Consider the following 25154-nt stretch of genomic DNA (forward strand, 5'->3'; position numbering starts at 1 on the left):
GGCTGCGTTCGTCACATGCGCGTCAGCCCGCCGACGGCCGCTTCATCTGGCAGCTCGTGGGGGTGGACGACACGTACGGGTCCATCTGCTTGATCGGCACGAAGGTGTAGCCCGTGTTCTCGACGCTGTACTCGCCCTTCTTGGCCTTCTGCCACTTGGTGATGTACATGGCCTGCTGCAACTGGTGGTCGGACGCGCGCATCGTCACGTCCCCGGCGAAGCTCTTGACCGACAGCCCTTCCATCGCCTTGGCCACCTTCACCGGGTTGGTGGACTGCGCCTTGGCCATCGCCGCCGACAGCAGGTTGATGCCGTTGTAGGTGGCGTAGGTGTAGTAGTCGTCCTTGAACTTCTTGTTGAACTCGTTGGCGATCTGCCCGATCTCGCCGGTGTGGTTGGCGTGGCCGTAGGCCACCACGTAGACCTCGCTGTCGCCGCCCGCGGCCAGCGCGGTGGGCGTGCCGGTCACGCCGGCGTAGTAGGTGTACATCGGGATCTTCAGGCCGGCGTCGTTGAGCGCCTTCACCAGCAGCGTCAGGTCCTGGCCCCAGTTGCCCGTGACGATGGTGTCGGCGCCCGACTGCTTGATCTTGGCGACGTAGGGCGCGAAGTCCTTGACCTGGCCGATCGGGTGCAGGTCCTCGCCGACGATCTTGACGTCGGGGCGCTTGCGCGCGATCGCATCCTTGAAGAACTTGGCGACCTGGTGGCCGTGCGAATAGTTCTGGTTGATCAGGAACACGTTCTTGACCTTGGGCTGGTCCTTCATGAACGTGGTCAGCGCCTCCATCTTCATGGAGGTGTCGGCGTCGAGGCGGAAGTGCCAGTAGTCGCACTTCTCGTTGGTCAGCGCCGGGTCCACCGCGGCGTAATTCAGGTAGACGACTTCCTTGCCGGGGTTGCGCTCGTTGTGCTTGGAGACGGCTTCCAGGATGGCGGTGGCCGCGCCCGAGCCGTTGCCCTGCACCACGTAGTGGAAGCCCTGGTCGATGGCGGCCTTGAGCGTGTTCAGGCTCTCCTGCGGGGAGCCCTTGTTGTCGAAGCCGACGACCTCGAACTTGACGCCGGCGGGATTCTTGGCGTTGAGCTTTTCGGCAGCGAACTGCCAGCTCTTGAGCTGGTTCTGGCCCACGTTGGCGAAGGGGCCGGACAGCGGATCCATGAACGCGATCCGAACGGTCTCGCCCTTCTGCGCGAACGCGGCGCCGGCGGCCATGGCCATGGCGGTGATGGCGATCGCCTTGAGCGTGTACTTCATTGCCTGCTCCTTTGGTCTGCAATAACCTCGGGAGCGTAGCGTCGGGAGGCGCCGGGAAGGGACAGGGATTGCCCGGGTGAATATCGCCTGGGTGACAGAATCCGTCGATGGAAGTCGCGTGGGGGACTGAAGACGTCGTCCCCGCGCAGGCGGGAACCCAGGTCTTCGTGCCTTGGCTGGCAGAGTGCCCCCACCCCCACCTCCACCCCACGAAAAGTGCAAGCACTTTTCGTGAGGACCCCGGAGGCCTCCCCCGGAGGGGGAGGGAGAAGGAACATCAGGCCGAGGGCAGCTTGTAGTCTTTCAGTTGCTCGCGCAGGCGCGTCTTGAGCATCTTGCCGGTGGCGCCCAGCGGGATGTTGTCGACGAAGACGACATCGTCGGGGATCTGCCACTTCGCGATCTTGCCTTCGTAGAACGCCAGCAGTTCCTCGCGCGTGAGCTCCATGCCCTGCTTCTTCACCACGGCCACGATGGGCCGCTCGTCCCACTTCGGGTGGCGCATGCCGACGCAGGCGGCCATCTGCACCGCCGGGTGTGCCATCGCGATGTTCTCGATGTCGATCGAGCTGATCCACTCGCCGCCGGACTTGATCACGTCCTTGCTGCGGTCCGTGATCTGCATGTAGCCGTCGGGATCGATCGTCGCCACGTCGCCGGTCGGGAACCAGCCGTTGACCAGCGGGTCGCCGCCCTCGCCCTTGACGTACTCGCGCAGCACCCACGGCCCCTTGACGTACAGGTCGCCGAAGGTCTTGCCGTCCCACGGCAGTTCCTCGCCGTGGTCGTCCACGATCTTCATGTCGATGCCGTAGATGGCCCGGCCCTGCTTCAGGCGGATCTTCATCTGCTCCTCGGGCGACATCGTCAGGTGCTTGTTCTTCAGCGTGCACAGGGTGCCCAGCGGGCTCATCTCCGTCATGCCCCAGGCATGCAGCACCTCCACGCCGTAGTCCTCGCGGAAGGCATGGATCATCGCCGGCGGGCACGCGGAGCCGCCGATCACCGTGCGCTTGAGCGAGGAGAAGCGCAGGCCGTTGGGCTTCAGGTGTCCCAGGAGCATCTGCCACACGGTGGGCACGCCGGCCGCATACGTCACCTGTTCGGCCTCCACCAGTTCGTAGACCGACTTGCCGTCCAGCGCGGGGCCCGGGAACACCAGCTTGCAGCCGGTGAGCGCCGCCGAATACGGGATGCCCCACGCATTGACGTGGAACATGGGCACGACCGGCAGCACCGAATCGCGCGCCGACAGGCCCATCACGTCCGGCAAGGCGGCTGCGTACGCGTGCAGGATCGTCGAGCGATGGCTGTACAGGGCCGCCTTGGGATTGCCGGTGGTGCCGCTCGTGTAGCACATGCTGGAGGCCGAGTTCTCGTCGAACGTCGGCCATTCGTAGCCGGGGGACTGCGCGCCGATCCAGCTCTCGTAGCTCACGAGGTTGGGGATGCCGCTGGCGGCCGGCAGCTTGTCGGCGTCGCACAGCGCCACGTACTGCCTGATGCCGGGGCACTTGGCGTGGATCGCCTGCACGATCGGCAGGAAGGTCATGTCGAAGCACAGCACCTGGTCTTCCGCGTGGTTGGCGATCCAGGCGATCTGCTCCGGGTGCAGGCGCGGGTTGAGCGTGTGCAGCACGCGGCCCGAGCCGCTGACGCCGAAGTACAGCTCGAGGTGGCGGTAGCCGTTCCAGGCCAGCGTCGCCACGCGGTCGGAGAACAGCAGGTTCATCGCATCGAGCGCATGGGCCACCTGGCGGGAGCGCCGGGCGACGTCGCGCCACTGGTAGCGGTGGATGTCGCCCTCGACCCGGCGCGACACGATCTCGCCGTCGCCGTGGTGGCGCTCGGCATGGACGATCAGCCCCGAAATGAGCAGGGGTTGGTTCTGCATCAGTCCCAGCATGCGTGTTCTCCTCGGTGGTTCTTCCGAGGCCGAATGCTAACCGCAGCGCGACAGCCGAAGTGTCGCGCGACCGACCTAATTGGGCGTGTGCGGCTGGAAGAACAGCGTGACGGCGGCGCCCTCGCCCACCGTGGACTGCACGTCGATCGAGCCGTTGATCGTCTGCATCACGCGCTGGCAGAACATGAGGCCCATGCCGCTGCCGCCGATGGCGCTGCGCGTGGTGACCGGCTCGCGCGTGAGCTTGGCCAGCACCTCGGGCGGGATGCCGGGGCCGTTGTCGCGCACCCGCATCCAGCAGCGCCGGCCGGCCGGGGCCGTGCTGTCGCAGTCCACCTCGAGCCACAGGTGCCGCTCGGGGCGGCCGCGCAGCGCGATCAGGGCGTTCTTGGTCAGCGTGCACAGCACGAGGTACAGCAGGTCGCGCCGGCCGGGCAGGCGGAAGTCGTGCCGCACGTCGATGGTGATCGTGCCGCGCTCGTTCTCCTCGAACGGGAATTCGTCCAGCAGGGCCTCGACCAGGCTGCTGGCGCTGATCGACTGCGGCGCGGCGTCCGGATAGGCGTCGCGGGCGGACTGGACGAAGGTGGAGACGAGCGACTGGCAGTACAGCGCCCGCCGTTCGGCCCGCTCCAGCGCCCGCACCAGTTCGCCGGGCTGGTCCTCCGCGAAGCGGGCGACCCCCGGCTCGCCGCCCTCGTCAGGGGGGATGTGGCGCGCCACCACCGAGGCGACGTAGCCGCGCACCGTGGCCAGGGGCGTGTTCAGTTCGTGGGCGAGGAAGCCGAGCGCCTCGCGCAGGGCCGCCACCCGGCCCTCGTTGACCACCCGCTCCAGGGCCTGGGTGCGATAGAGCTGCAGCGCCTCGCGCAGCGCCTCGCGGGTGGCCTCGCCATCGAGCGGTTTTTCCAGGATGCGCAGCACCTTGCCCTGGTTCACCGCGGCGATCGCGACGTCCTTTTCGGCATAGGCGGTGGCCAGCAGGCGGACCACGTGGCGGTAGTCGCGCTGCACCGCGCGCAGCAGCTTCATGCCATCGCGTTCGGGCATGCGGTAGTCGGTGACCAGCACGCCGAATTCCTGGCTGCGCTCGCGCAGGATGCTCAGGGCCTCCTCGGCGCCGCCGGCGGTCTGCACCCGGAATTCGTCGCCGAACTCGCGGGCGAACCACTTGCGCGACATCGGTTCGTCGTCGACGAACAGCACCGCCGGCGCCTCGGCGGCGAAATCGGGAACCTGCATGCGATCCTCAGGGGCGCGCGGGGCGCCTTTCACGCGGCGCTGGAGCGCGCCTGCTGAGCACAGTATGCCTTCAGGGCTTCCTCGGTGCGAGCCGCCAGCTGGGCGAGCTGGGCCAGCCAGTCGGCCTGGGGCGGCCATTCCGCATGTTCGAGCAGGGGGACGTACAGCCTGCGGACGTGGTGGTAGAGCCCCTGGGCGCCGGCCTCGCCGCTCATGCCGAGCAGCGAGTGCAGCGCCGCGAGGCTGCCCTGCACGTCCGCGCGGCCGGCGGCCTCCCGCAGGGCGGCCAGCAGCCGGCTCATTTCCGGCAGGTAGTCGTTCACGAGCTCGTCGAGCATGCCGAGCCGCTGGTAGCTGTCGAGGCGCTGCAGGTTCAGCAGCGGTTCCGGAACCACGGAGGTGCCGCCAACGGGAGCGCCCGACGACGTGCGCTGCACGAGCGCGGCGCCGGACGTGATGAAGCGGGTGAGGGTCTCGTACAACAGGGTCGTCTCCACGGGCCTGGCAAGCAAGCCGTTGATGCCGGCGGCCGCGGCCGCTTCGGCGAATGCATCGGGATCCGCTGCCAGCCCCAGCAGGGGGACGGCAGCCCACGGGGCGTGGCCGGCGCGGATCGCGCGGGCAGCCGCCAGGCCATCGGTATCCGGCGCGTCGAGCTCCACCAGCACGGCATCCACGCCGGCGGCGGCACGCAACTGTTCGGGCAACGCAGCGTCGGCGCGCGCCTGGAGCACGGCGGCCCCGCCGTGGCGCAGCGCGGTGGCCAGCGACGCCAGGTCGCCGACGAGCAGGATGCGGCGGCCGGCCAGCGGCGCGGCCGCGTTCCCGGACGCTCCGGTGGGATGTTTCATGAGGTGCTGGGGGTCGGTGCGCAGCGGACGGTGGGTCCGGCGCTTCCCCAGGAAGTGCTCCAGCCCCCACTTTAGCGCGAGCGCGCTCATCGCCGGCCCCGGCAGGTCATTCCACGCGAGGCCCGCAGGGGGCCGTTGGCATGGCCTGGACGCAGCCCCGAACAATGTCTCATTCTCCTGATCCTCCCTCTCTGCGGCCCCTGAGGAGCTCGTCCAAATCATTGTCCACGAGGCACCGCCGGCCCGCGCTAAGCCTTTCCCCTAGCGGCGGCGGGCGATGGCGCCGGGGCGACAAAGCCGCCTGGATCGAGCGTCGCGCAGGCGACGGAAACGATCGCACCGCGGTGCCGCCACGCGCCGGTTGACCCTACCCGCACGTCGTCGCGGCCAGCGACTACAGTACGAGGCGCGCCCGCCGCACGACCGGCTGCTGAAACTCGGCGACCATTCCGGGGTCGAAGCCCTGCCCCCGCCGGGCCGGCTTGCGCCCGGCCGGGCGCCCCAACGGAGATCCCCTGCTGCCCATGAAAGACGATTTCCCGATCCGCAAGACCGAGACCGAGTGGAAAGCCCTGCTGGCGAACAAGGGGGCGGAGCCCGGCGCCTTCAACGTCACCCGCCGCGCCGCCACCGAGCGGCCCTTCACCGGCAAGTACGAGCGGGTCTGGGCCGACGGCAGCTATCACTGCATCTGCTGCGGCGCCAAGCTGTTCGACTCCGGCACCAAGTTCGACGCCGGCTGCGGCTGGCCCAGCTTTTCGCAGGCCGTGCCGGGGGCGATCCGGGAAATCCGGGATACCACCCTCGGCATGGTCCGCACCGAAACGGTGTGTGCACAATGCGGTGCCCACCTCGGCCACGTGTTCCCGGACGGCCCCGCGCCGACGGGGCTGCGCTACTGCATGAACTCCGCCTCGCTGGACTTCCAGCCGGAAGAGAAGAAAGCCTGAATTGAAACTGTTCCTCGACTTCTTCCCGATCGTCCTGTTCTTCGTCGCCTTCAAGCTGGGCGGCATCTACGTGGCCACGGGCGTGGCCATCGCCGCCACCGTCGCCCAGATCGCCTGGCTGAAGTACTCCCACGGGAAGGTCGAACCGATGCAGTGGCTCAGCCTGGGCATCATCGTGGTGTTCGGCGGCGCGACCATCCTGGCCCACGACGAAACCTTCATCAAGTGGAAGCCCACCGTGCTGTACTGGATGATGGGCGGCGCGCTGGCGATCGGCATGCTGTTCTTCCGCAAGAACCTGCTGAAGTCGCTGATGTCCTCGCAGCTCGAGCTGCCGGACGCCGCCTGGCGCGGCATGAACTGGAGCTGGGTCACCTTCTTCGCCGTGATGGGGGTCCTGAACCTGTGGGTGGCGTACCACTACGACACCAACGCCTGGGTCAACTTCAAGCTGTTCGGCGGCCTGGGGCTCATGGCCCTGTTCGTGATCGGGCAGGCGGTGTACCTGAGCCGCTTCATGAAGGACGGCAAGCAGGCCGAAGCCGGAGCGCGCGACTCGTGAATTCTGCCGGGACCGGGATCACCAGCGAGGCGCTCGCCGCCCGCCTGGCGGAACGGCTGGCGACCAGCCACCTCGAAGTGCTGGACGAAAGCGCGGCGCACCTGGGGCATGCGGGCCAGGACGGCACCGGCGTCGGCACCCATTTCCGGGTGCGCATCGCCTCGCCCCTGTTCGCCGGCCAGAGCAAGGTCGCGTGCCATCGCCTTGTGTATGATGCCCTGCGCGACTATATCGACCGTGAACGCGGCGTCCACGCGCTGGCGATCGAACTGATCTAACCCTGTTTCCGCTCCCGAGGGATACCCCATGAAGAAAGTGATCCTGACCGCGCTTGCCGCGGCCGCCATCGGCATCGCCCTGCCCGCCGCCGCGCAGAACGTCGCCATCGTCAACGGCAAGCCGGTTCCCAAGGAACGCGTCGACATGCTGCAGCAGCAGCTGGCCAAGGCCGGCCGCCAGGTGACCCCCGAGATGCAGGGCCAGCTGAAGGACGAGGTCATCACGCGCGAGATCTTCATGCAGGAAGCGCAGAAGCGCGGCCTGGACGCCGGCGACGACTACAAGGCGCAGCTGGAGCTGGCCCGCCAGACCATCCTGATCCGCGAGCTGTTCGCCGATTACCAGAAGAAGAACCCGGTGACGGACGCCGAGGTGAAGGCCGAATACGACAAGTTCGCCGCGGCCAACGGCGGCAAGGAATACAAGGCGCGCCACATCCTGGTGGAAAAGGAAGATGAGGCCAAGAAGATCCTCGCCGACCTGAAGAAGGGTGCGAAGTTCGACGAGCTGGCCAAGAAGCTGTCCAAGGACCCGGGCTCCGGCCAGAACGGCGGCGACCTGGACTGGGCCAATCCCTCCAGCTACGTGCCCGAGTTCGCCGAAGCCATGGTCAAGCTGAAGAAGGGCGAGACCACGCCGGCCCCGGTGAAGTCGCAATTCGGCTGGCACGTGATCCGCGTCGACGACATCCGCGACGCCCAGCTGCCCAAGTTCGACGAAGTCAAGCCGCAGATCGCGCAGCAGCTGCAGCAGCAGAAGCTGGCGCAGTTCCAGGAGAGCCTGCGCAAGGCGGCGAAGGTCGAATAAAACTTCGGTGTGTTCCCTTCCCGCGGAGGGTGGGGAGGGACGTCACCCCCGCGCAGGCGGGGGCCCAGAGAAGCGGCCTGCGGGCCGCTTTTTCGTTCCGGGCTGCGGTAACTCCGCTGCCATCCATCCGGACGAGGACGGGTTGGTCCGTCCCGGCGAATGTCCCCCGGCGCGGATGGGAACCGCGCCCCGGTCTGGCAATGCGCCCGCGCCTCCTCCTTGATTTCGCCGGGACGGACCAACCCGTCCTCGTCCTGCCGGGCGCCCTCTCGAGCGGACGCGATCCTGAGGCCTCCGCACGGCGGAGCCACGACGTCCCGAAGCAGCGAGCTCCCCGTCAGCGCTTGCCGCGAGACTCCAGTTCCTGCTGCCTCTCCCTCAACCGCTCCCCGAGCGCCTCAAGGTCCAGCCCGTCCGCCGACTTCGCTTTCGGGAACAGGACGTCCCGCTCCTCCTTCACGTGCTGCTCCACCGCGCGAGCCAGCTCGCTCACCAGGTCGTCCAGCGCGGGGGACGCGCGCCTGGTGCCCTGGATCTTCGCGATCAGCTCCTTCGCCTGCCGGTGTTCCGCTTGCGCTTCATCCAGCAATTCCGGCGCATCGATCGCCTTGCGCAGCGCCGGATAGAAGATCTCCTCCTCGATCTGCGCATGCACGGTCAGTTCGGCGCAGATGCGCGCCGCGATGGGTTGCCGCTCCGCCACCGCCAAGGGGGCGGCCATGGCGAGGCGGGCGTATTCGACGAACAGGTGCTTGACCGCGATGTGGTCGGCATCGAGCAGTTCGCACGCGTGGCTCAGGGCAAGGGTAGGCATGGGATTCGGGTCCTTGAAGGGGATCAGGCCAGCGGCGGGTCCGTCTCGCGGCCGAAGTGGCGGTGTTTCGCCAGCGCCTGCAGGAAGGCCTCGGCCGCGGCCGGCTCCCCGCCCTCGTCCGCGAAGACCAGGCCGGTGCCGCCTTGCGCCTGCGCCTTGGCCAGCGCGGCGGGCACGCCTGCCTGCGCGAGCAGCTCGCGCGAGCCGCCGAACACCAGGATGGTCTTGCAGTGGCGGAACTGGTCGCGGATGAATTCGGCGGTGTGGCCGTCCTGCGCCAGCGCGGCGATCGCTTCGGCGCCGTCCGGCAGCACCAGGGCGTCGAACAGGAAGCCGGGTTCGTTCTCCAGCGAGGCGTCGGCATCGATGGCATCGCCCTCGGCCGTCGGCATGGGCCCGATGCGCGGGCCGACCAGTCGCCCCACCGCACCCTGCGCCAGCAGCGCCTGCTGCAATTGCAGCAAGGGCGCCGCGCGCACGCCCGGCGCCACCAGCAGCGCCACCTTGCGTCCCTTGATCGTGCCGTCGCCGGGCCGGAACAGCAGCGACAGCGCGGGGGACTTCGTGACCTCGGGCGCGGCCGGATCGGGCAACGCCAGCGGCATCGGATCGGGCAGCGGGTCCATGCCCAGCCCCTGTGCGACCTTCAGCGCGAGGTCCTCCGAGGCATTGCGCAGCGACGCCACCATCCGTTCGCGGATCGCCGGCACCGTGACCTTGCTCAGCTCGAAGCGGAACGCGTTGGCGATGTGGCACTGCTCCACCGGCGTCTGGCTCTCGTAGAACAGGCGCGCCTGCGTGTAGTGGTCGGCGAACTTCTCCGGCTTGGCCCGCACCTTGCCCTGCTCCTCCTCGGCGCGGATGCGCGCGGGCACGGTGACGAAGCCCTGCGCCGCGCCCGCCTGGAACGGGCAGCCGCCCGCCAGCGAGTTCGGCTCGTAGGCCACGCGGCCCCGGTGGATCGCCTGCCGGTGCATGCCGTCGCGCTGGTTGTTGTGCACCTGCGCCAGCGGCGCGTTGATCGGCAGCTCGTGGAAGTTCGGCCCGCCCAGGCGCGAGATCTGCGTGTCCACGTACGAGTGGATGCGCCCGGCCAGCAGCGGGTCGTTGGAGAAGTCGATGCCGGGGATGACCTGCGCGGTGCAGAAGGCGACCTGCTCCGTCTCGGCGAAGAAGTTGTCGGGATTGCGGTTCAGCACCATGCGGCCCACCGGCACCAGCGGCACCAGTTCCTCGGGCACGATCTTGGTGGCGTCGAGGATGTCGAAGCTGAAGCGCTCCGCCTGTTCCTCGGTGAAGACCTGCAGGGAGAGCTCGTACTCGGGATAGTTGCCGGCCTCGATGCGCTCCCACAGGTCGCGCCGGTGGAAGTCGGGGTCGGCACCGGAGATCTTCACCGCCTCGTCCCACACCAGCGAATGGGTGCCGGCCACGGGCGTCCAGTGGAACTTGCAGAACACCGAGCGCCCCTGCTCGTTCACCAGCCGGAAGGTGTGCACGCCGAAGCCCTGCATGGTGGCGAAGCTGCGCGGGATGGCGCGGTCGCTCATCACCCACATCAGCATGTGCGTGGATTCGGGCATCAGCGAGACGAAGTCCCAGAAGGTGTCGTGCGCGCTGGCGGCCTGCGGCATCTGGTGGTGCGGCTCGGGCTTCACGGCATGGACCAGGTCCGGGAACTTCATCGCGTCCTGGATGAAGAACACGGGCATGTTGTTGCCCACCAGGTCCCAGTTGCCTTCCTCGGTGTAGAACTTGACGGCGAAGCCGCGCACGTCGCGCGCCGTGTCCTTGGAGCCGCGTTCGCCGGCCACGGTGGAAAAGCGCACGAACACCGGCGTCCTCTTGCCCGCTTCGCGGAAGGGCGCGGCCATCGTGAGCTCCGTCTGCGGCCGCAAGCATTCGAAGAAGCCGTGCGCGCCGGAGCCGCGCGCGTGGACGATGCGCTCCGGAATGCGTTCATGGTCGAAGTGGGTGATCTTCTCGCGCAGGACGAAGTCTTCCAGCAGCACCGGCCCGCGGACGCCGTACTTCAGCGAGTTCTGGTTGTCGGCGATGGCCACGCCCTGGTTCGTCGTGAGCACGCGGCCGGTGGAATCCACCCGCACGCGGTCCAGCGATTCGGTGGTGGCGTTCAGCCCGTCGAGGGCGGCCGTGCCGACCTTGGGCGAATCGTTTTCTTCCGAGAGCGTGCTGGCCCCCACGAGACGCGAAGGCGCCTCGACGGCCTGGCCCGCCGGCGGGTTGGTGCCGTCCTCGAAGCCGTGCTCCAGGGCCTTGTTCCCGTTGTGCGGCATCGCCGCGGCCACCTGCTGCACGTCGGCCATCCTGCGGGCGGCCATGTCGCCGCCGGCGGCGGGGTCCACCCGGCCGGGGCCGCTGTCGGTGTTGCGGGCCGCGGCAGCGGGCGCATCGTTCTTCTTCGTCGATGGGTTCGGCGAGGGCGGCTTGGGCATGAGGGGAAGTCCGGGACGCTCGGCAACATTGCCGAGGGCTGACGTTAAGGCGCCCCCCGCCCCCACCCTGTAGGCGCATGCCGACGACGCGTTCGACGGCGCCTATCGGGCCGATAGCCAGCCGCCGATGAGCAAGGGCCTCAGGCCGGCGGCTGCGACGCTTCCAGCGGCAGCGTCACGCGGAACTGGCTGCCCTGGTCCTTGCCTGCGCTGCTGGCGACCACCTCGCCGCCGTGGGCGAGGACCAGTTCCCGCACGACGGAAAGTCCGATCCCCAGGCCCCGGCTGTCGAACTCCACCGCGTGCGCGTCCTGCACGAAGATCTGGAACAGGTGCGGCAGCGCCTCGGCGCTGATGCCGATCCCGTTGTCGGAGATGGTGACCACCACGTTCGGCTCCCGCACTTCCACGCACAGGGTGATCTGGCCACGTTCGGGGGTGTATTTCGAAGCGTTCTCCAGCAGGTTGCCGAAGACCTGCGCCAGGCGCACCGGATCGGCATGCACCAGCACCGGCCCGGGAGGGAAGGTGGAGGTGAATTGTTGCCGGCGCGCCTGCATGCCGGGCAGGAAGGTTTCGACCGTCATCTCCAGCAGGCGCACCAGGTCCACGCTCACGCGTTCGAGGCGGAACTTGCCCGTGCTCACGCGCGCGCCATCCAGCAGGTCGCTGATCAGGCGGGCGATGTGGCTCACCTGCCCCGTGATGGTCTCCTGCAACTTGGCCAGCATCTCGCGGTCGTCGTGCGCGCGGTCCAGCATCCGCGCGGCCAGCCGCAGCGGCAGCAGCGGGTTGCGCAGCTCGTGGGCGACGGTCGCGAAGAAGGCCACGTGCCGGCGGTGCGCCTCCGCGGCCTCCTCCTCCATCTCCTGCGAATGCAGCGCCGCGACGACGAGCCGCTCGTTCGCGTCGCGCAGGTCCGCCAGCGAGCCGGGCCGGTCCAGCTCCTGCAGCACGGCTTCGACCTCGGGGGCACTGGTGACGCGCTCGAGCGCGCTGCGCGCCGCGTCGGCAATCTCCTGGGCGTGCACGGCCGCGACCACCAGTTCCTGGTTCGCGTCCTGCAGGACCTGGCCGCCTGCCGCACTCAGTTCGCGTTCGACACTGGCGAGTTTCTGCCGCAGCGTGGCGAGTTCCGAGCGCAGGGCCGCAGCCTCGGCGCCCAGCGCCTGGAGCCGCCGGGCCAGCGCCCTGTCGGCCTTGCGGGAAGAGCCGCTCTCCATGTGGGGACCTCGCTTGAAGTTGATGGTGCTGTTCATGGGGTTCCCTCCGAACCAGGACGGCCCCAGCTGGCGTCGATGGGTTCGCCGGGAGCCCGCTTGCGCAGCGTCGGCCGGCCGCCCAGCAGGCCCTCGTGCTGCTGCAGCATGCCGTCCAGCCGGATGCCGCCCTCGTCGATGTGGAACAGCCTCAGTTCGTTGGAATGCGCGCTGTCGCGCACCTTCGCGACCGCCAGCACGCGCAGCAGCCGGCTGTCGACTTCGACGTAGCGCTGCACGATGATGGCGTCGGTCAGGAAGGCGGTGCCGTACGGGCTGAAGCGCAGGTCGAAGAAGCGGTCCTCCAGCTCGGAGGTCATGAGGATCGTGACGCCGGTGCTGGCGATCGCCAGCACCATGCGCGACAGGGATTCGCGGAAGTCCTCGCGGAAGGTCGGCGCCAGCGCGAGCTCGAAGCCGGACAGCGAGTCGATCACCACCCGCGTGGCCTTCAGCCGCCGGATCTCGGCCACCAGCAGCGTGCTGATCTCGTCCACCGAGAGCCCCGGCGCGCGCGCATCGACGACGCCCACGCGCCCGGTGGCGATCAGCTCCGCCAGGGCGCGGCCGCGCGAGCGGTTCGGCCGCTGCTCGAAGGTGGCCAGCACGCCCGTCTCGCCCTGCTTCGCGCCCTCCACCAGGAAGGCGGAGGCCATGATGCTCTTGCCGGCGCCCGACGGGCCCGCGACGAGCAGGGAATAGCCGCGCGGCAGGCCGCCGCCCAGCATCTCGTCGAGGCCCTCGACGCCCAGGCTGAGGCGCTGGTGCGCGGGCTCCGTTGCGGCAAGGGACTGCGGGCGCTCCATCGGCTGGGAGAACACCCGCACGCCGGCGCCATCGATGCGGAAGGAGTGCAGGCCCGACATGGACGCCTGGCCGCGCATCTTGGCGACCTCCAGCTTGCGCACCACCGAGTTGCGCTGCTCGCTCTGGCGCAGCCAGATGAGGCCGTCGGCCACGGTGAACACCGGATTGCTGTCGTTGTCCGGGTACTCGCCGACCAGGAAGGTGGTGGCCTGCCAGCTGGTCATCAGCACGCCCAGTTCCTGCACGAACTCCTGCAGGCTGCGCAGGGGCGCGGTGCCGGCGGAGCCGGCGAGCGAACGGAAGGAGTCGACGAACACCAGGCCCGGGTTCTTCGCGTCGACTTCGGCGGCGATGCGCCGCAGCACGTTGCCGAGGTCGCCGGAGGCCGCCTCCTCGCCGAGGTTGATGAAATAGATGCTCTGGTTCAGCTTGGCGGGGTCGAAGAAGTCGAACTGCTGCTGGTAGCGCAGCATCTTCAGCGGCGGCTCGCCCAGCACCGTGAAGTAGATCGCCGGGCGTTCGGGCGTGGCCAGCGCGAACATGATCTGGTGCGCCAGCGTCGTCTTGCCGCAGCCGGGCGGCCCGGCGACGACATTGAAGGAGAACTCGGGCAAGCCGCCCCCCAGGATGGCGTCGAGGCCGGGCACTCCCGTGGGAAGGCGGCGGATGGTGGCTTTGGCCTTGGCGGCGTTCATGGCGGGGGTTCCTTGGCGGGATCGGCGTCCGGGGATCCTGGCGGCGGGGGCGCCAGCAGCCTTGCGGTCAATGTGTCGCCGATCAGCGTGATCAGCAGGGCGCGGAAATTCGCCAGCAGTTCCGCGCTGGCGGCCTCTGCGACAGGGGCGTCCTGGGCCTCGAGGGCGGCATGCAGGGCGGCGAGGTCGGCCACCTGCGTCGGCGCTTCGTAGGCGGGGGCGAGCCAGGGATAGCGCGCCAGGGTCAGGTGGACGCTGCGCCGGTACAGTGCGGCCACGCCGCGCCGACCGAGAACCGGCGCGAGCCGTGTGCCGATTTCTTCCCAGGCGGCAACGGCGGCGTCGGCCGCGGTCCGCGGCTCTTCGCTGCTGGGCGAACGTCTTGAAGCGCCGATCTGCAATCTCCCACGGATAGCCCCGGCTGGCGATCTCTGCGCGGCGGTAGCAACCCATTGTGCGCGCCGGGATAGACCCCAAGGAACGACCGTTCGTAAGATATTGTGCGGCGCAGCGTCAACGACGCGGCCTGCGGCTGTCCATTCAGTGCCGCAGCAGCATCAGCACGCCGATCATCAGCGGCTGGTGCAGCATGTACCACGTCAGGCTCCACCGCCCCAGCCACGCCAGCGGCGCGAACGCGCGCGGCAGGGGCCCGCGCACGATGTCGGGGCGGTGCCGCAGCAGCCACTGGCCCGCCGCCATGCCCCACCACATGACCCCCAGCCAGGGCAGCAGCGGCACATAGTCCTGCGTCACGGGCTTGAGCGACACGAAGCCGATCCAGTTCAGCCAGCGCTCGTTGAGCACGTGCAGGTCGCCGAACGCCACGTGCACCGGCAGGGCGGCCAGCGGCAGCAGGATGGCGAGCAGGCCGGCCGGCCACAGCCAGGTGCCCCAGCCGGCGGACAGGCGCACGATCACCAGCATCACCGCGATGCCGTGCAGCACGCCGAAGTAGATGAAGCTTTGCGGGAACATGAACCAGGAGCCGGCCGAGACCAGCAGCGCGCAGCCCGCGACCTGCGCCCAGCGGCGCCAGAAGCGCGGCCAGCCCTGCCCCTGCAGGTGCGCGACCGCCTGCCCCAGGCCCGCGCAGAACAGGAACAGGCTCACGATGGCGGTGCGCTGGCGCGTCCAGAACGGGTCGTACAGGAAGTTCTGGTGGATCCAGCCGAAGAAGTTCAGGTCGAAGCAGAAGTGGAACACCGTCATCCACACGATGGCGGCGCCGCGCAGGGCGTCGATGCGCTCGAAGCGGTGGCGGACGGGGACTGCGTGCATCGGCGTGCAGTGTAGTGGCGCGCCCGATTGACGCCTCGTGCAAGCGCCGTTCCAATCGCGCGATGCCGGCCAGCCCGGTTGGCATGCATACAAAACAAGGAGTTCGCGATGACGAGATTCCGGTCCCTGCTCTGCACTGCCGCCATGCTGGCCCTCGCCGGCTGCACCACCCCCATGGGCGGCCCCATGTCTTCCATGCAGGCCGCGCCCGCCCTGCAGGCGATGCCCGGCGATGCACCGCACGCCGCCGGCAAGACCGAGGTGCTGTGGCTCGGACAGGCCACCACGCGCATCACCACGCCGGGCGGCAAGGTGATCGTGATCGATCCCTGGCTGAAGACCAACCCCAAGACACCGGCCCAGTGGAAGGACCTCGCCGCTCTCGGCAAGGTGGACCTGATCCTCGTCACCCACGCCCACTTCGACCACTTCGCGGACGCCCCCGAGCTCGCGAAGATGCACAACGCCCCCATGTACGGCCCGGCCGGCCTGGGCCAGACCGTCGCCACCTACGGCATCCTGCCGGCCAACCTGGCGCCGCGCTTCGGCAAGGGCGGCACCATCCTGCCGTGGGGCCCCACCGGCCCCAAGATCACGGCCGTGCATGCCGAGCACTCCTCCGAGCTGGGGTGGAAGGATGCCGCCGGCAAGGACATCGTGCTGCCCGGCGGCGAGCCCGTGGGCTTCATCATCGAGATGGAGAACGGCTTCAAGGTGTGGCACATGGGCGATACCGGCGTGTTCGGCGACATGCGCCTGATCGGCGACATGTACCGGCCCGACGTGGTGCTGATGCCGATCGGCAACCACTTCGTCATGAGCCCGCAGGACGCCGCGATGGCCGTGCGCGACATGATCCGCCCGCGCTACGCGATCCCGATCCACTACGGCACCACGCCGCAGCTGCGCGGCACGCCCGCCGAACTGATCTCCGCCATGGGCAATGCGGCGGTGCCGCGCATCCTGGTGCCGGAGCCGGGCCAGAAGTACGATTTCTGATGGCCAGCCGCCGCTTCTTCTGCGCGGCGGTCGGCGCCGCGCTGGCCGGCTGCGCCGGCACGCCGGCGGCGAGTGCCTCCGCCGCCGCCGCGCGGGCCGAACTCGGTGGCACGGGCAGGCTGCGCGCCGCCATCAACTTCGGCAACCCCATCCTCGCCAGCCGCGGCCCCGACGGTGCGCCGCGCGGCGTGTCGGTGGACCTGGCACAGGAAGCCGCGCGCCGGCTCGGCCTAGAGGCCGAACTGGTCACGTTCACCTCCGCGGGCAACGTGGTGGAGGCGGTCAAGGGCAGGCAGGTCGATCTCGCCTTCGTCGCGATCGACCCGGTGCGGGCGGCCGACATGGAGTACACCGCACCGTACGTGGTCATCGAAGGCGCCTACCTGGTGCGCAACGGCTCGCCCCTGCAGCGCAACGAGGAGGTCGACCGCGCCGGCACGCGGGTGGCCGTGGGCCGCGGCAGCGCCTACGACCTGTACCTCACGCGCGAGCTGAAGCACGCGACGCTGGTGCGCGTGCCGACCTCGCCGGTGGTGGTCGACGAGTTTCTCAAGCAGTCCCTCGAAGTGGCCGCCGGCGTGAAGCAGCAGCTCGAAGCCGACGCGAAGCGCGTGGGCGGCGTGCGCCTGCTGCCCGGGCGCTTCATGGTGATCAACCAGGCCATGGGCGTGCCCAAGGGCCGCACCGCGGCGCAGGCCTGGCTCAGCGCCTACATCGAGGAAATGAAAGCTTCCGGCTTCGTCGCCCGCGCCCTGCAGCAGCACGGCATCGAGGGCGCGGCCGTGGCACCCCCCGGCGGCGCGCGCTCCTGAGCGCGTGGCACGCCCATTGCAGCGGCATCGCACCGCATCACCTTCGAGGCCCCGAATGTTCCAGCAGTCCCTTCCCACCCCCTGCCTGCGCCGCGCCGGCGTCGCCCTGCTGCTCGCCGCCGCGAGCGTCGCGGCGCGCGCCGAGTACCCCGACAAGCCGATCACGATGATGCTGTCGTTCCCGCCCGCGGGCGCCACCGACATCCTGGCGCGCGCGATCGGCCAGAAGATGAGCGAGACACTCAGGCAGTCGGTGGTGATCGAGAACAAGCCCGGCGCCGGCGGCAACATCGGCCTGATCGCCGCGGCCAAGGCGGCGCCGGATGGCTACACGACCTACATGGCCGCCGTGACGAACGCGGCGATCGCCGCGGCCGCCTATCCGCCCCAGTCCGCGCACCTGCAGAAGGACTTCGTCGCCGTGGCCGGCGTGGCCATCGTGCCGCACATGCTGGTCGTGCCCGCCGCCCTGCCGGCGCAGAACGTGACGCAGCTGGTGGCGCTGCTCAAGTCCCAGCCGGGCAAGCACAACTTCGCATCGCAGGGCCCGGGCACGCTTTCGCACCTGGAGTCGGAAGTGTTCAAGTCCACCACGGGCGTGCAGATGACGCACATCCCGTACAAGGGCAGCTCGCAGGCCCTGCCGGACCTGATGTCCGGCAGCTCCAGCATGATGTTCGACAGCATCCCGGCTTCCATGCCGCACGTGAAGGCCGGCAAGCTGCGCGTGCTGGCGGTGGCATCGAGCAAGCGGCTCGCGATGCTGCCGGACGTGCCCACGATCGCCGAGTCGGGCGTCAACTTCTCGGCCGACAACTTCTTCGCCCTGATGGTGCCCAGGGGCACGCCGCCGCAGGCGATCGCCACGCTGAACCGCGCGGTGCGCGCGGCGGTCGAATCGCCGGACCTGAAGCAGCGGCTGCTGGACCAGGGTGTCGAGCTGCGCTACACGCCGGGCGAGGACTTCGCCAAGGTGGTGGACGAGGAATTCCGCACCTGGGGCAAGGTGGTGCAGCAGGCGAAGGTGCGGCTGGAATGAACACCGAAGCGCCGGGCTTCTGGGACTTTCCCTACACCTCGCAGCGCATGCCGCTGCTGGCGCGCAACGTCGTCAGTACCTCGCAGCCGCTCGCCTCCGCGGCCGGCGCGCTGATGCTCGCGCGCGGCGGCAACGCCGCGGACGCGGCGCTCGCCACCGCGATCACGCTGACCGTGGTCGAGCCCTGCATGAACGGCATCGGCGGCGATGCCTTCGCCATCGTCTGGGACGGCCAGCGCCTGCACGGCCTGAATGCGTCGGGCCGCGCGCCGCGCGCGTGGACGCCCGAGCACTTCGCGAAGTACAACTCGGTGCCCTACCGCGGCTGGGACTCGGTCACGGTGCCGGGCACCGTTTCGGCGTGGCGCATGCTGTCGGAGCGCTTCGGCACCATCCCCTTCGCGGAATTGTTCGAGCCCGCCCTGCGCCACGCGCGCGAGGGCTATCTCGTTTCGCCCACGGTGCGCCGGCAGTGGCAGGCCCAGGTGGCCGAACTGCTGCCGCAACCGGGTTTCCGGGAGGCCTTCGCCCCCAGCGGAGAAGCGCCGAAGGTCGGCGACTTGTGGATCTGCCCCGGCCAGGCCGACACGCTGCAGCAGATCGCGCAGAGCAAGGGCGAGGCGTTCTACCGCGGCAGCCTGGCCAGGGCCATCGCCGACCACGCGCGCAGCACCGGCGGCCTGATCGACGAGGAGGACCTCGCCGAGCACGCATCCGACTGGGTGCAGCCGATCTCGGTCGCCTACCGCGGCGTCGAACTGCACGAGATCGGCCCCAGCGGCCAGGGCATAGGCGCCCTGATGGCGCTGGGCATGCTGTCGAACTTCGACCTGAAGGCCGCGGGCGCCGACAGCGCCCTGTGGCACCACCTGCAGATCGAGGCGATGAAGCTCGCCTTCGCGGACCTGTACGCCTACGTGGCGGATCCGCAGGCGATGCGCGAAGTCAACGCGCAGCAACTGCTCGACGCCAAGTACCTCGCGCAGCGCGCACGCCTGATCGACCCGGACCGCGCCGCGCCGGCCCGCGCGGGCGCGCCGGCGAGCGGCGGCACGGTCTACCTCACCGCCGCGGACCAGAAGGGGATGATGGTTTCCTTCATCCAGTCGAACTTCAAGGGCTTCGGCTCCGGCGTGGTGGTGCCGGGCACCGGCATCGCCCTGCACAACCGCGGCTGGGGCTTCACGCTGGAGCGCGGACATCCGAACGAGGTCGCGCCGCGCAAGCGCCCCTTCCACACGATCATCCCGGGCTTCTTCACCCAGCAGGGGCGCCCGCTCATGAGCTTCGGCCTGATGGGCGGCTCCATGCAGGCGCAGGGGCACGTGCAGATCGCGGTGCGCGTCGCCGACCAGGGCCTCAATCCGCAGGCGGCGAGCGACGCGCCGCGCTGGCGCGTGCTGGACGACAACATCGGCGTGGCCGTGGAGTGGAACTTCCCGGCCGAGGCCGTGGAAGGCCTGCGCGCGCGCGGCCACCTGGTGAAGGTGGCGCCGCGCTTCGACACCGAGTTCGGCTGCGCGCAGCTGGCGCTGAAGACGCAGCACGGCTACGTGGCCGCCTCGGACCATCGCAAGGATGGCTACCCCGTGGGGTTCTAGATGACGCACGCACTTCGTTTCCCCGTCCGCTTCGCGCCGCTGCTGGCCTGCCTGCTGCTGGCGGCCTGTGCGAGCCCGAAGGAGCCCGTCGGCGACAACCGCTGCCATCCGCGCCCGGGCGGGGCGCAGTGCATCACCCAGCCGCCGCGGGCGCTCTCCATGCTCGGCAACGACCAGGCCGTCACGGTGCGGGTCGATGCGCGCTGCGAGTGGAATCCCACCGGCGTGATCCTCCAGCGCGGCGCCCGCTACCGCGTGGCGGTCACCAACGTCGTCGAGGAGTGGACGCGCGGCCCGCGCATCCTGGCCGCCAGCGGCAAGTACGTGCAGCGCTGGTCGCGCGCGAGCGATTTCCCCATGTACTCCCTCATCGCCGCACAGGGCCGCGAAGAGAGGACGTTCTTCGCCGTCGGCCCGGAAGCGACCTTCACGGCCGCGAGCGGCGAGGAGCTGATGTTCTTCGCCAACGACTGGCCGGGCTATTACGACGGCAACCGCGGCTGCGTGGACGTGGAGATCCGCAAGCTCGGCCAGTGAGCGTGCAAGGCGCGCGCCGGCTCGATAAAATCGGCCGAACGTAGGCTGGCGGTGAGCTTTGCGAACGTAGGCTGGTGGTCAGCGTTGCGAACGTAGGCTGGCGGTGAGCGTTGCGAACGTAGGCTGGCGGTGAGCGTTGCGAACGTAGGCTGGCGGTGAGCGTTGCGAACGTAGGCTGGCGGTGAGCGTTGCGAACCCCAGCAATCAGCGAGCGCCGCGAAGCTGGGGTTCCCGCGCTTCGCGCGTCACCACCAGCCTACCGCAGTGCGCTCCGGCCAGACCCCGCGTACCCTTCCATGTCCCTCCTGCACCACCAGCTCGAGCTCCTCGCTCCCGCCCGCGACGCCGACATCGGCATCGAGGCGGTCAACCACGGCGCCGACGCCGTGTACATCGGCGGCCCGGACTTCGGCGCCCGCGTGTCGGCCAGCAATTCCGTGCAGGACATCGAGCGCCTGGCGAAGCACGCGCACCGCTTCGGCGCCCGCATCTTCGTCACCCACAACACCATCCTGCGCGACGACGAGCTGGAAGCCGCGTGCCGCATGGCCTGGGACGTGTACCACGCCGGCGCCGACGTGCTGATCGTCCAGGACATGGGCCTGCTGGAGCTGGACCTGCCGCCGATCCAGCTGCACGCGAGCACCCAGACCGACATCCGCACGGTGGAAAAGGCGAAGTTCCTGCAGGACGTGGGCTTCTCGCAGATCGTGCTGGCGCGCGAACTCACGCTGGAACAGATCCGCCAGATCCACGACGCGCTCGACGCGGACCGCTGCAAGGTGGAGTTCTTCATCCACGGCGCGCTGTGCGTCGCCTATTCCGGCCAGTGCTACATCAGCCACGCGCACACCGGCCGCAGCGCCAACCGGGGCGACTGCTCGCAGGCCTGCCGCCTGCCCTACCACGTGGTCGACAGCCAGGGCCGCTTCGTGGCCCACGACCAGCACGTGCTGTCGATGAAGGACAACAACCAGAGCGCCAACCTCGCGGCCCTGGTGGATGCGGGCGTGCGCAGCTTCAAGATCGAGGGCCGCTACAAGGACATGGGCTACGTGAAGAACATCACCGCCCATTACCGCCGCCTCTTCGACGAACTGATCGCGGCGCGCGAAGGCTCCGCCGATCCCCTGGCGCGCGCCTCCAGCGGCCGCACCACCTTCAGCTTCACGCCCGACCCGGACCAGAACTTCAACCGCGAGTTCACCGACTACTTCGTCAACGGCCGGCAGGACGACATCGCCGCGCTGGATTCGCCCAAGAATCCGGGCCGCCCGATCGGCTGGGTGAGCAAGGTCGGCACCGACTGGATCGAGCTGGAACTGGACGACCCGCACGCGCTGCTGCACAACGGCGACGGCCTGTGCTACTTCGACCTGCGGAAAGAACTCGTCGGCCTCGCCATCAACCGCGCGGAGCCCCTGGGCTTGCCCCCTCCCCCTCCGGGGGAGGGCGGGGGCGGGGGCGCTCCCAGGCGCTGGCGTGTCTTCCCCAAGGACCCGATCTCTTCCATGCCCGACCTGCGCAAAGGCACCCGCCTCAACCGCAACCGCGACATGGACTGGGTCCGCACGCTGGAGAAGAAGTCCAGCGACCGGCGCATCGGCGTGTGGGCCTGCCTTTCCGAGTCGCCGGACGGGTTCGTGCTGCGCCTGACCGACGAGGACGGCTTCGTCGGCGAGGCGTCCGCGCCATTTTCGAAGCAACCCGCGCGCGATGCCTCCAGGGCGGAGGAAGCCGTGCGCGAACACCTCGCCCGCTTCGGCAACACCCTCTTCGAGCCCCTGGACCTGCAGGTGCAGCTGGCGCGACCCTGGTTCGTCCCGCCCTCGCTGGTCAACGCGCTGCGCCGCGACGCCGTGGCGGCCCTCGAAGCCGCACGCGCCGCCGGCTACCAGCGGCCACGCCGCGGCACGCCCGTCGAGCCGCCGGTGCCCTACCCCGAGGACACCCTCACCTACCTGGCCAACGTCTTCAACCAGAAGGCGCACGACTTCTACGCCAGGCACGGTGTGAAGGTGATCGCCGCCGCCTACGAGTCGCACGAGGAGGAAGGCGAGGTCAGCCTCATGATCACCAAGCACTGCGTGCGCTGGGCCATGAGCCTGTGCCCCAAGCAGGCCAAGGGCGTGGTGGGCGTCAAGGGCACCATCAGGGCCGAGCCGCTGCAGTTGGTCAACGGCAGCGAGAAGCTCACGCTGCGCTTCGACTGCAAGCCCTGCGAGATGCACGTCGTGGGCCGGATGAAGAAGTCGGTGCTGCAGCAGGCCACGCGCGAGGCGCAGGCCGTCCCCCTGAAGTTCTACCGCACGCGACCCGTCTCTCCCGCGGCTTGACAGCCATCAACGCCCCCGGGCGGCGAGGGGCGATACTGGCTGCGTGACCACCGGCAACTGGCATTTGCGCGAGGCCGCCGACGTCGCCCGCGACCACGCGGTGGACACCGCCATCGGCCTGGACCTCGACGAAGTCCGCACGCGCGCCGAACGCCACGGCCCCAACGAACTGCCTTCGGCGCCACCGCGCAGCTTCGCCTCGCTGGTGGCCGAGCAGTTCCGCGACCTGATGATCCTGGTGCTGGTGGGCGCGGCGCTGGTTTCCGGCGTGCTCGGCGACTGGGTCGACACGCTGGTGATCGTGGTCATCATCGTGCTCAATGCGGCGATCGGCGTGGTGCAGGCCTGGCGGGCCGACCGCGCCCTCGCCGCGCTCAGGCAGCTGGCCGCGTCGCAGGCCGTGGTGCTGCGCGCCGGCCGCACGCACAAGGTGCCCGCCCACGCGCTCGTGCCCGGCGACGTGGTGCTGCTGGAAGCCGGCAACCAGGTTCCCGCGGACCTGCGGCTGTTCGAGAGCGTGCAGCTGCGCGTCGACGAATCGGCCCTCACGGGCGAGTCCGTCACGGTGGTCAAGCAGACGGCGGTGCCCGAGGGCGAGACGCAGGCGCTGGGCGACCGCACCAACATGGCCTTCAAGGGCACGACCGCGACGCAGGGCCGCGGCCGCGGGCTCGTGGTGGCCACGGGGCGCCACACCGAGCTGGGACGCATGGCGCGCCTGCTGGCCGAAGGCGGCTGGGAGCCGACCCCGTTGCAGCGCCGGCTTTCGGTGTTCGGCAAGCGGCTCGCGCTGGCGGTGCTGGCGATCTGCGCGGTGGTCTTCGTGGTGGGCCTGCTGCGCGGCGAGCCGCCGCTGCTGATGCTGATGACGGCGGTGAGCCTCGCCGTCGCCGCCATCCCGGAGGCGCTGCCGGCCGTGATCACCGTGCTGCTGGCGCTCGGCGCGCGCAGGATGGTGGCCGTCAACGCGCTCGTGCGCCGGCTGGCGTCGGTGGAGACGCTCGGTTCCGTCACCTGGGCCTGCTCGGACAAGACCGGCACGCTGACCCAGAACCGCATGCGCGGCGAGGCCCTGTGCGATTCGCAGGATCGCCGCTGGAACCAGTCCGAAGGAGGCGCCCCGGCAGCCTCGGAGCTGCTGCGCGCCGCGACGCTGTGCAACGACGCCCAGGCCGCCGGCGACGGTGCGTGGGAGGGCGACCCGACCGAAACGGCGCTGGCCGAACTCGCGGCAGCGGCGGGCCTGCGGCGCGAGGAGCTGCAGCGGCAATTTCCCCGCGTGGCGGAGGAACCGTTCGACGCCACGCTCAAGCGCATGACCACCTACCACCGCGCTGCCGACGGCGTGGTCGGCTACAGCAAGGGTGCGCCCGAGGTCCTGATCCCGCTGTGCGATGCGCTGTGGAGCCCCGCGGGCGCGCTCGCGCTCGATCCTGCGCGCTGGCTGCGGCAAGCCGAAGAGATGGCCGCCCAGGGCCTGCGCGTGCTGGCCCTGGCGCGCCGCGATCTCGCAGCGGCGCCGGCCGCGGGCGAGGCCAGCGCGCGCCCGGTCGCACTGCAGCTGCTGGGCCTGGTCGGCCTGATCGATCCGCCGCGTCCGGAGGCCGCGGCGGCCGTGCGCGAATGCCTGCAGGCGGGCATCACGGTGGCGATGATCACCGGCGACCATCCGGCCACCGCGCGGGCGATCGCGCTGCGCCTGGCCATCGTGGAGGATGCGAAGGCCACCGTGCTCACCGGCGCGCAGCTGGCACAACTCGACGACGCGGCGCTGGCGGCCCGCGTGCGCCAGGTCCGCGTGTATGCGCGGGTGGACCCGCTGCAGAAGATCCGCATCGTGCAGGCCCTGCAGTCGCACGGCGAACTGGTCGCCATGACGGGCGACGGCGTCAACGACGCGCCCGCGCTGCAGCGCGCGGACATCGGCGTGGCGATGGGACGCGGCGGCACCGACGTGGCGCGCGAGGCGGCGAGCCTGGTGCTGCTGGACGACAACTTCGCCACCATCGCGGCGGCGGTGCGCGAGGGCCGCCGCATCTACGACAACATCCGCAAGTTCGTGCGCTATGCGATGACGGGCAATTCGGGCGAGATCGGCGTGATCTTCCTGGCGCCGCTGGTGGGCCTGCCGCTGCCGCTGCTGCCGATCCACATCCTGTGGGTGAACCTGGTGACGGACGGCCTGCCCGGGCTCGCCCTGGCCGCCGAGCCGGCCGAGCGCGGCATCATGCAGCGGCCCCCGCGCCCGCCGGGGGAAAGCCTGTTCGCGCGCGGCCTGTGGCAGCACGTGCTGGTGGTCGGCCTGCTGCTCGCGGGCCTGTGCCTCGCGGTGCAGGCGTGGGCGCTGGCGGTGGGCGACACGCACTGGCAGACCATGGTCTTCACCGTGCTGACGCTGGGCCAGATGGCCCATGTGATGGGGATCCGCTCGGAAATCACGCCCTTGTGGCGGCTGGGCCTGCGCAGCAACGTACCGCTGCTGCTGGCCGTGCTGCTCACCTTTGCCCTGCAGCTGGCCACGATCTATGTGCCGTGGCTGAATCCGGTGTTCCACACCCAGCCGCTGACTGCGGCCGAGCTGGGCCTCTGTGTGGGCGTCGCGGCGCTGGTGTGGGTGGCGGTGGAGGCGGAAAAGGCCTGGCGGCGCCGGGCCGGGGCCTGAC

The 25154-nt window shown here is 69.8% G+C and carries 21 protein-coding genes; 11 read left to right on the forward strand and 10 right to left on the reverse strand.

What is annotated here, in order from left to right; translation table 11 throughout:
* Nucleotides 1-22 precede the first annotated feature (22 nt).
* From WG923_RS13235 to WG923_RS13250, 4 genes are all read right to left on the reverse strand, one after another.
* Nucleotides 23-1258, reverse strand: a complete 1236-nt coding sequence (locus tag WG923_RS13235) for a branched-chain amino acid ABC transporter substrate-binding protein (protein ID WP_340351439.1) — start codon at nt 1256-1258, stop codon at nt 23-25.
* Between the two features lie 277 nt (nt 1259-1535).
* The gene (locus WG923_RS13240; protein WP_340351440.1) at nt 1536-3164 is read right to left on the reverse strand and encodes a 3-(methylthio)propionyl-CoA ligase; all 1629 of its coding nucleotides are present in this window, start codon (nt 3162-3164) and stop codon (nt 1536-1538) included.
* 75 nt (nt 3165-3239) lie between these two features.
* Nucleotides 3240-4406, reverse strand: a complete 1167-nt coding sequence (locus WG923_RS13245; RefSeq protein WP_340351441.1) for a hybrid sensor histidine kinase/response regulator — start codon at nt 4404-4406, stop codon at nt 3240-3242.
* 29 nt (nt 4407-4435) lie between these two features.
* The gene (locus WG923_RS13250; RefSeq protein ID WP_340351442.1) at nt 4436-5257 is read right to left on the reverse strand and encodes an Hpt domain-containing protein; all 822 of its coding nucleotides are present in this window, start codon (nt 5255-5257) and stop codon (nt 4436-4438) included.
* Between the two features lie 524 nt (nt 5258-5781).
* On the opposite strand from WG923_RS13250, the gene msrB reads away from it, so the two are divergent.
* From msrB to WG923_RS13270, 4 genes are read left to right on the forward strand one after another with little or no spacing between them, the layout of a single operon-like run.
* Nucleotides 5782-6207 (forward strand): peptide-methionine (R)-S-oxide reductase MsrB, encoded by a 426-nt coding sequence (gene msrB, locus WG923_RS13255; RefSeq protein WP_340351443.1) that lies wholly within the window; start codon nt 5782-5784, stop codon nt 6205-6207.
* 1 nt (nt 6208) lies between these two features.
* Nucleotides 6209-6769, forward strand: coding sequence for a septation protein A (locus tag WG923_RS13260; RefSeq protein ID WP_340351444.1), 561 nt, complete (start codon nt 6209-6211; stop codon nt 6767-6769).
* Nucleotides 6766-7047 (forward strand): BolA family protein, encoded by a 282-nt coding sequence (locus WG923_RS13265; RefSeq protein ID WP_340351445.1) that lies wholly within the window; start codon nt 6766-6768, stop codon nt 7045-7047. The genes WG923_RS13260 and WG923_RS13265 overlap by 4 nt, the downstream gene beginning before the upstream one ends.
* 28 nt (nt 7048-7075) lie before the next feature.
* On the forward strand, nt 7076-7855 hold the full coding sequence (locus WG923_RS13270) for a peptidylprolyl isomerase (protein WP_340351446.1): 780 nt from the start codon (nt 7076-7078) through the stop codon (nt 7853-7855).
* A 337-nt stretch (nt 7856-8192) separates the two neighbouring features.
* On the opposite strand, the gene WG923_RS13275 is transcribed toward WG923_RS13270, so the two are convergent.
* From WG923_RS13275 to WG923_RS13300, 6 genes are all read right to left on the reverse strand, one after another.
* A complete protein-coding gene (locus WG923_RS13275; RefSeq protein WP_340351447.1) occupies nt 8193-8669 on the reverse strand; it encodes a hemerythrin domain-containing protein in 477 nt (158 codons plus the stop codon).
* 23 nt (nt 8670-8692) lie between these two features.
* Nucleotides 8693-11125: a catalase gene (locus WG923_RS13280; RefSeq protein WP_340351448.1), complete on the reverse strand. Its 2433-nt coding sequence runs from the start codon at nt 11123-11125 to the stop codon at nt 8693-8695.
* Nucleotides 11126-11265: 140 nt separating this feature from the next.
* Entirely contained in the window at nt 11266-12384 is a 1119-nt protein-coding gene (locus WG923_RS13285; protein ID WP_340351449.1) for a sensor histidine kinase, read from the reverse strand.
* Nucleotides 12381-13886 (reverse strand): ATPase domain-containing protein, encoded by a 1506-nt coding sequence (locus WG923_RS13290; protein ID WP_340351450.1) that lies wholly within the window; start codon nt 13884-13886, stop codon nt 12381-12383. The genes WG923_RS13285 and WG923_RS13290 overlap by 4 nt, the downstream gene beginning before the upstream one ends.
* A complete protein-coding gene (locus tag WG923_RS13295; RefSeq protein ID WP_340351451.1) occupies nt 13883-14287 on the reverse strand; it encodes a hypothetical protein in 405 nt (134 codons plus the stop codon). The genes WG923_RS13290 and WG923_RS13295 overlap by 4 nt, the downstream gene beginning before the upstream one ends.
* 139 nt (nt 14288-14426) lie before the next feature.
* Entirely contained in the window at nt 14427-15167 is a 741-nt protein-coding gene (locus tag WG923_RS13300; RefSeq protein WP_340351452.1) for a heparan-alpha-glucosaminide N-acetyltransferase, read from the reverse strand.
* A 108-nt stretch (nt 15168-15275) separates the two neighbouring features.
* On the opposite strand from WG923_RS13300, the gene WG923_RS13305 reads away from it, so the two are divergent.
* From WG923_RS13305 to WG923_RS13335, 7 genes are all read left to right on the forward strand, one after another.
* Complete coding sequence (locus WG923_RS13305; protein WP_445322924.1) at nt 15276-16166, forward strand: metal-dependent hydrolase; 891 nt, start codon at nt 15276-15278, stop codon at nt 16164-16166.
* The gene (locus WG923_RS13310) at nt 16166-16978 is read left to right on the forward strand and encodes an ABC transporter substrate-binding protein (RefSeq protein ID WP_340351453.1); all 813 of its coding nucleotides are present in this window, start codon (nt 16166-16168) and stop codon (nt 16976-16978) included. The genes WG923_RS13305 and WG923_RS13310 overlap by 1 nt, the downstream gene beginning before the upstream one ends.
* Nucleotides 16979-17033: 55 nt before the next feature.
* Nucleotides 17034-18017, forward strand: coding sequence for a Bug family tripartite tricarboxylate transporter substrate binding protein (locus WG923_RS13315; protein ID WP_340351454.1), 984 nt, complete (start codon nt 17034-17036; stop codon nt 18015-18017).
* Nucleotides 18014-19618 carry a gamma-glutamyltransferase family protein gene (locus WG923_RS13320; RefSeq protein ID WP_340351455.1) on the forward strand — a complete coding sequence of 535 codons (1605 nt, stop codon included), beginning with the start codon at nt 18014-18016 and terminating at the stop codon, nt 19616-19618. Before WG923_RS13315 ends, WG923_RS13320 begins: the two co-directional genes overlap by 4 nt.
* Nucleotides 19619-20155, forward strand: coding sequence for a hypothetical protein (locus WG923_RS13325; RefSeq protein WP_340351456.1), 537 nt, complete (start codon nt 19619-19621; stop codon nt 20153-20155).
* A 296-nt stretch (nt 20156-20451) separates the two neighbouring features.
* Complete coding sequence (locus tag WG923_RS13330; RefSeq protein WP_340351457.1) at nt 20452-22491, forward strand: peptidase U32 family protein; 2040 nt, start codon at nt 20452-20454, stop codon at nt 22489-22491.
* A gap of 43 nt (nt 22492-22534) precedes the next feature.
* Entirely contained in the window at nt 22535-25153 is a 2619-nt protein-coding gene (locus tag WG923_RS13335; RefSeq protein WP_340351458.1) for a cation-translocating P-type ATPase, read from the forward strand.
* Nucleotide 25154 lies beyond the last annotated feature (1 nt).

The organism is Ramlibacter sp. AN1133 (genome assembly GCF_037890035.1).
Taxonomy (GTDB): Bacteria; Pseudomonadota; Gammaproteobacteria; order Burkholderiales; family Burkholderiaceae_C; genus Ramlibacter.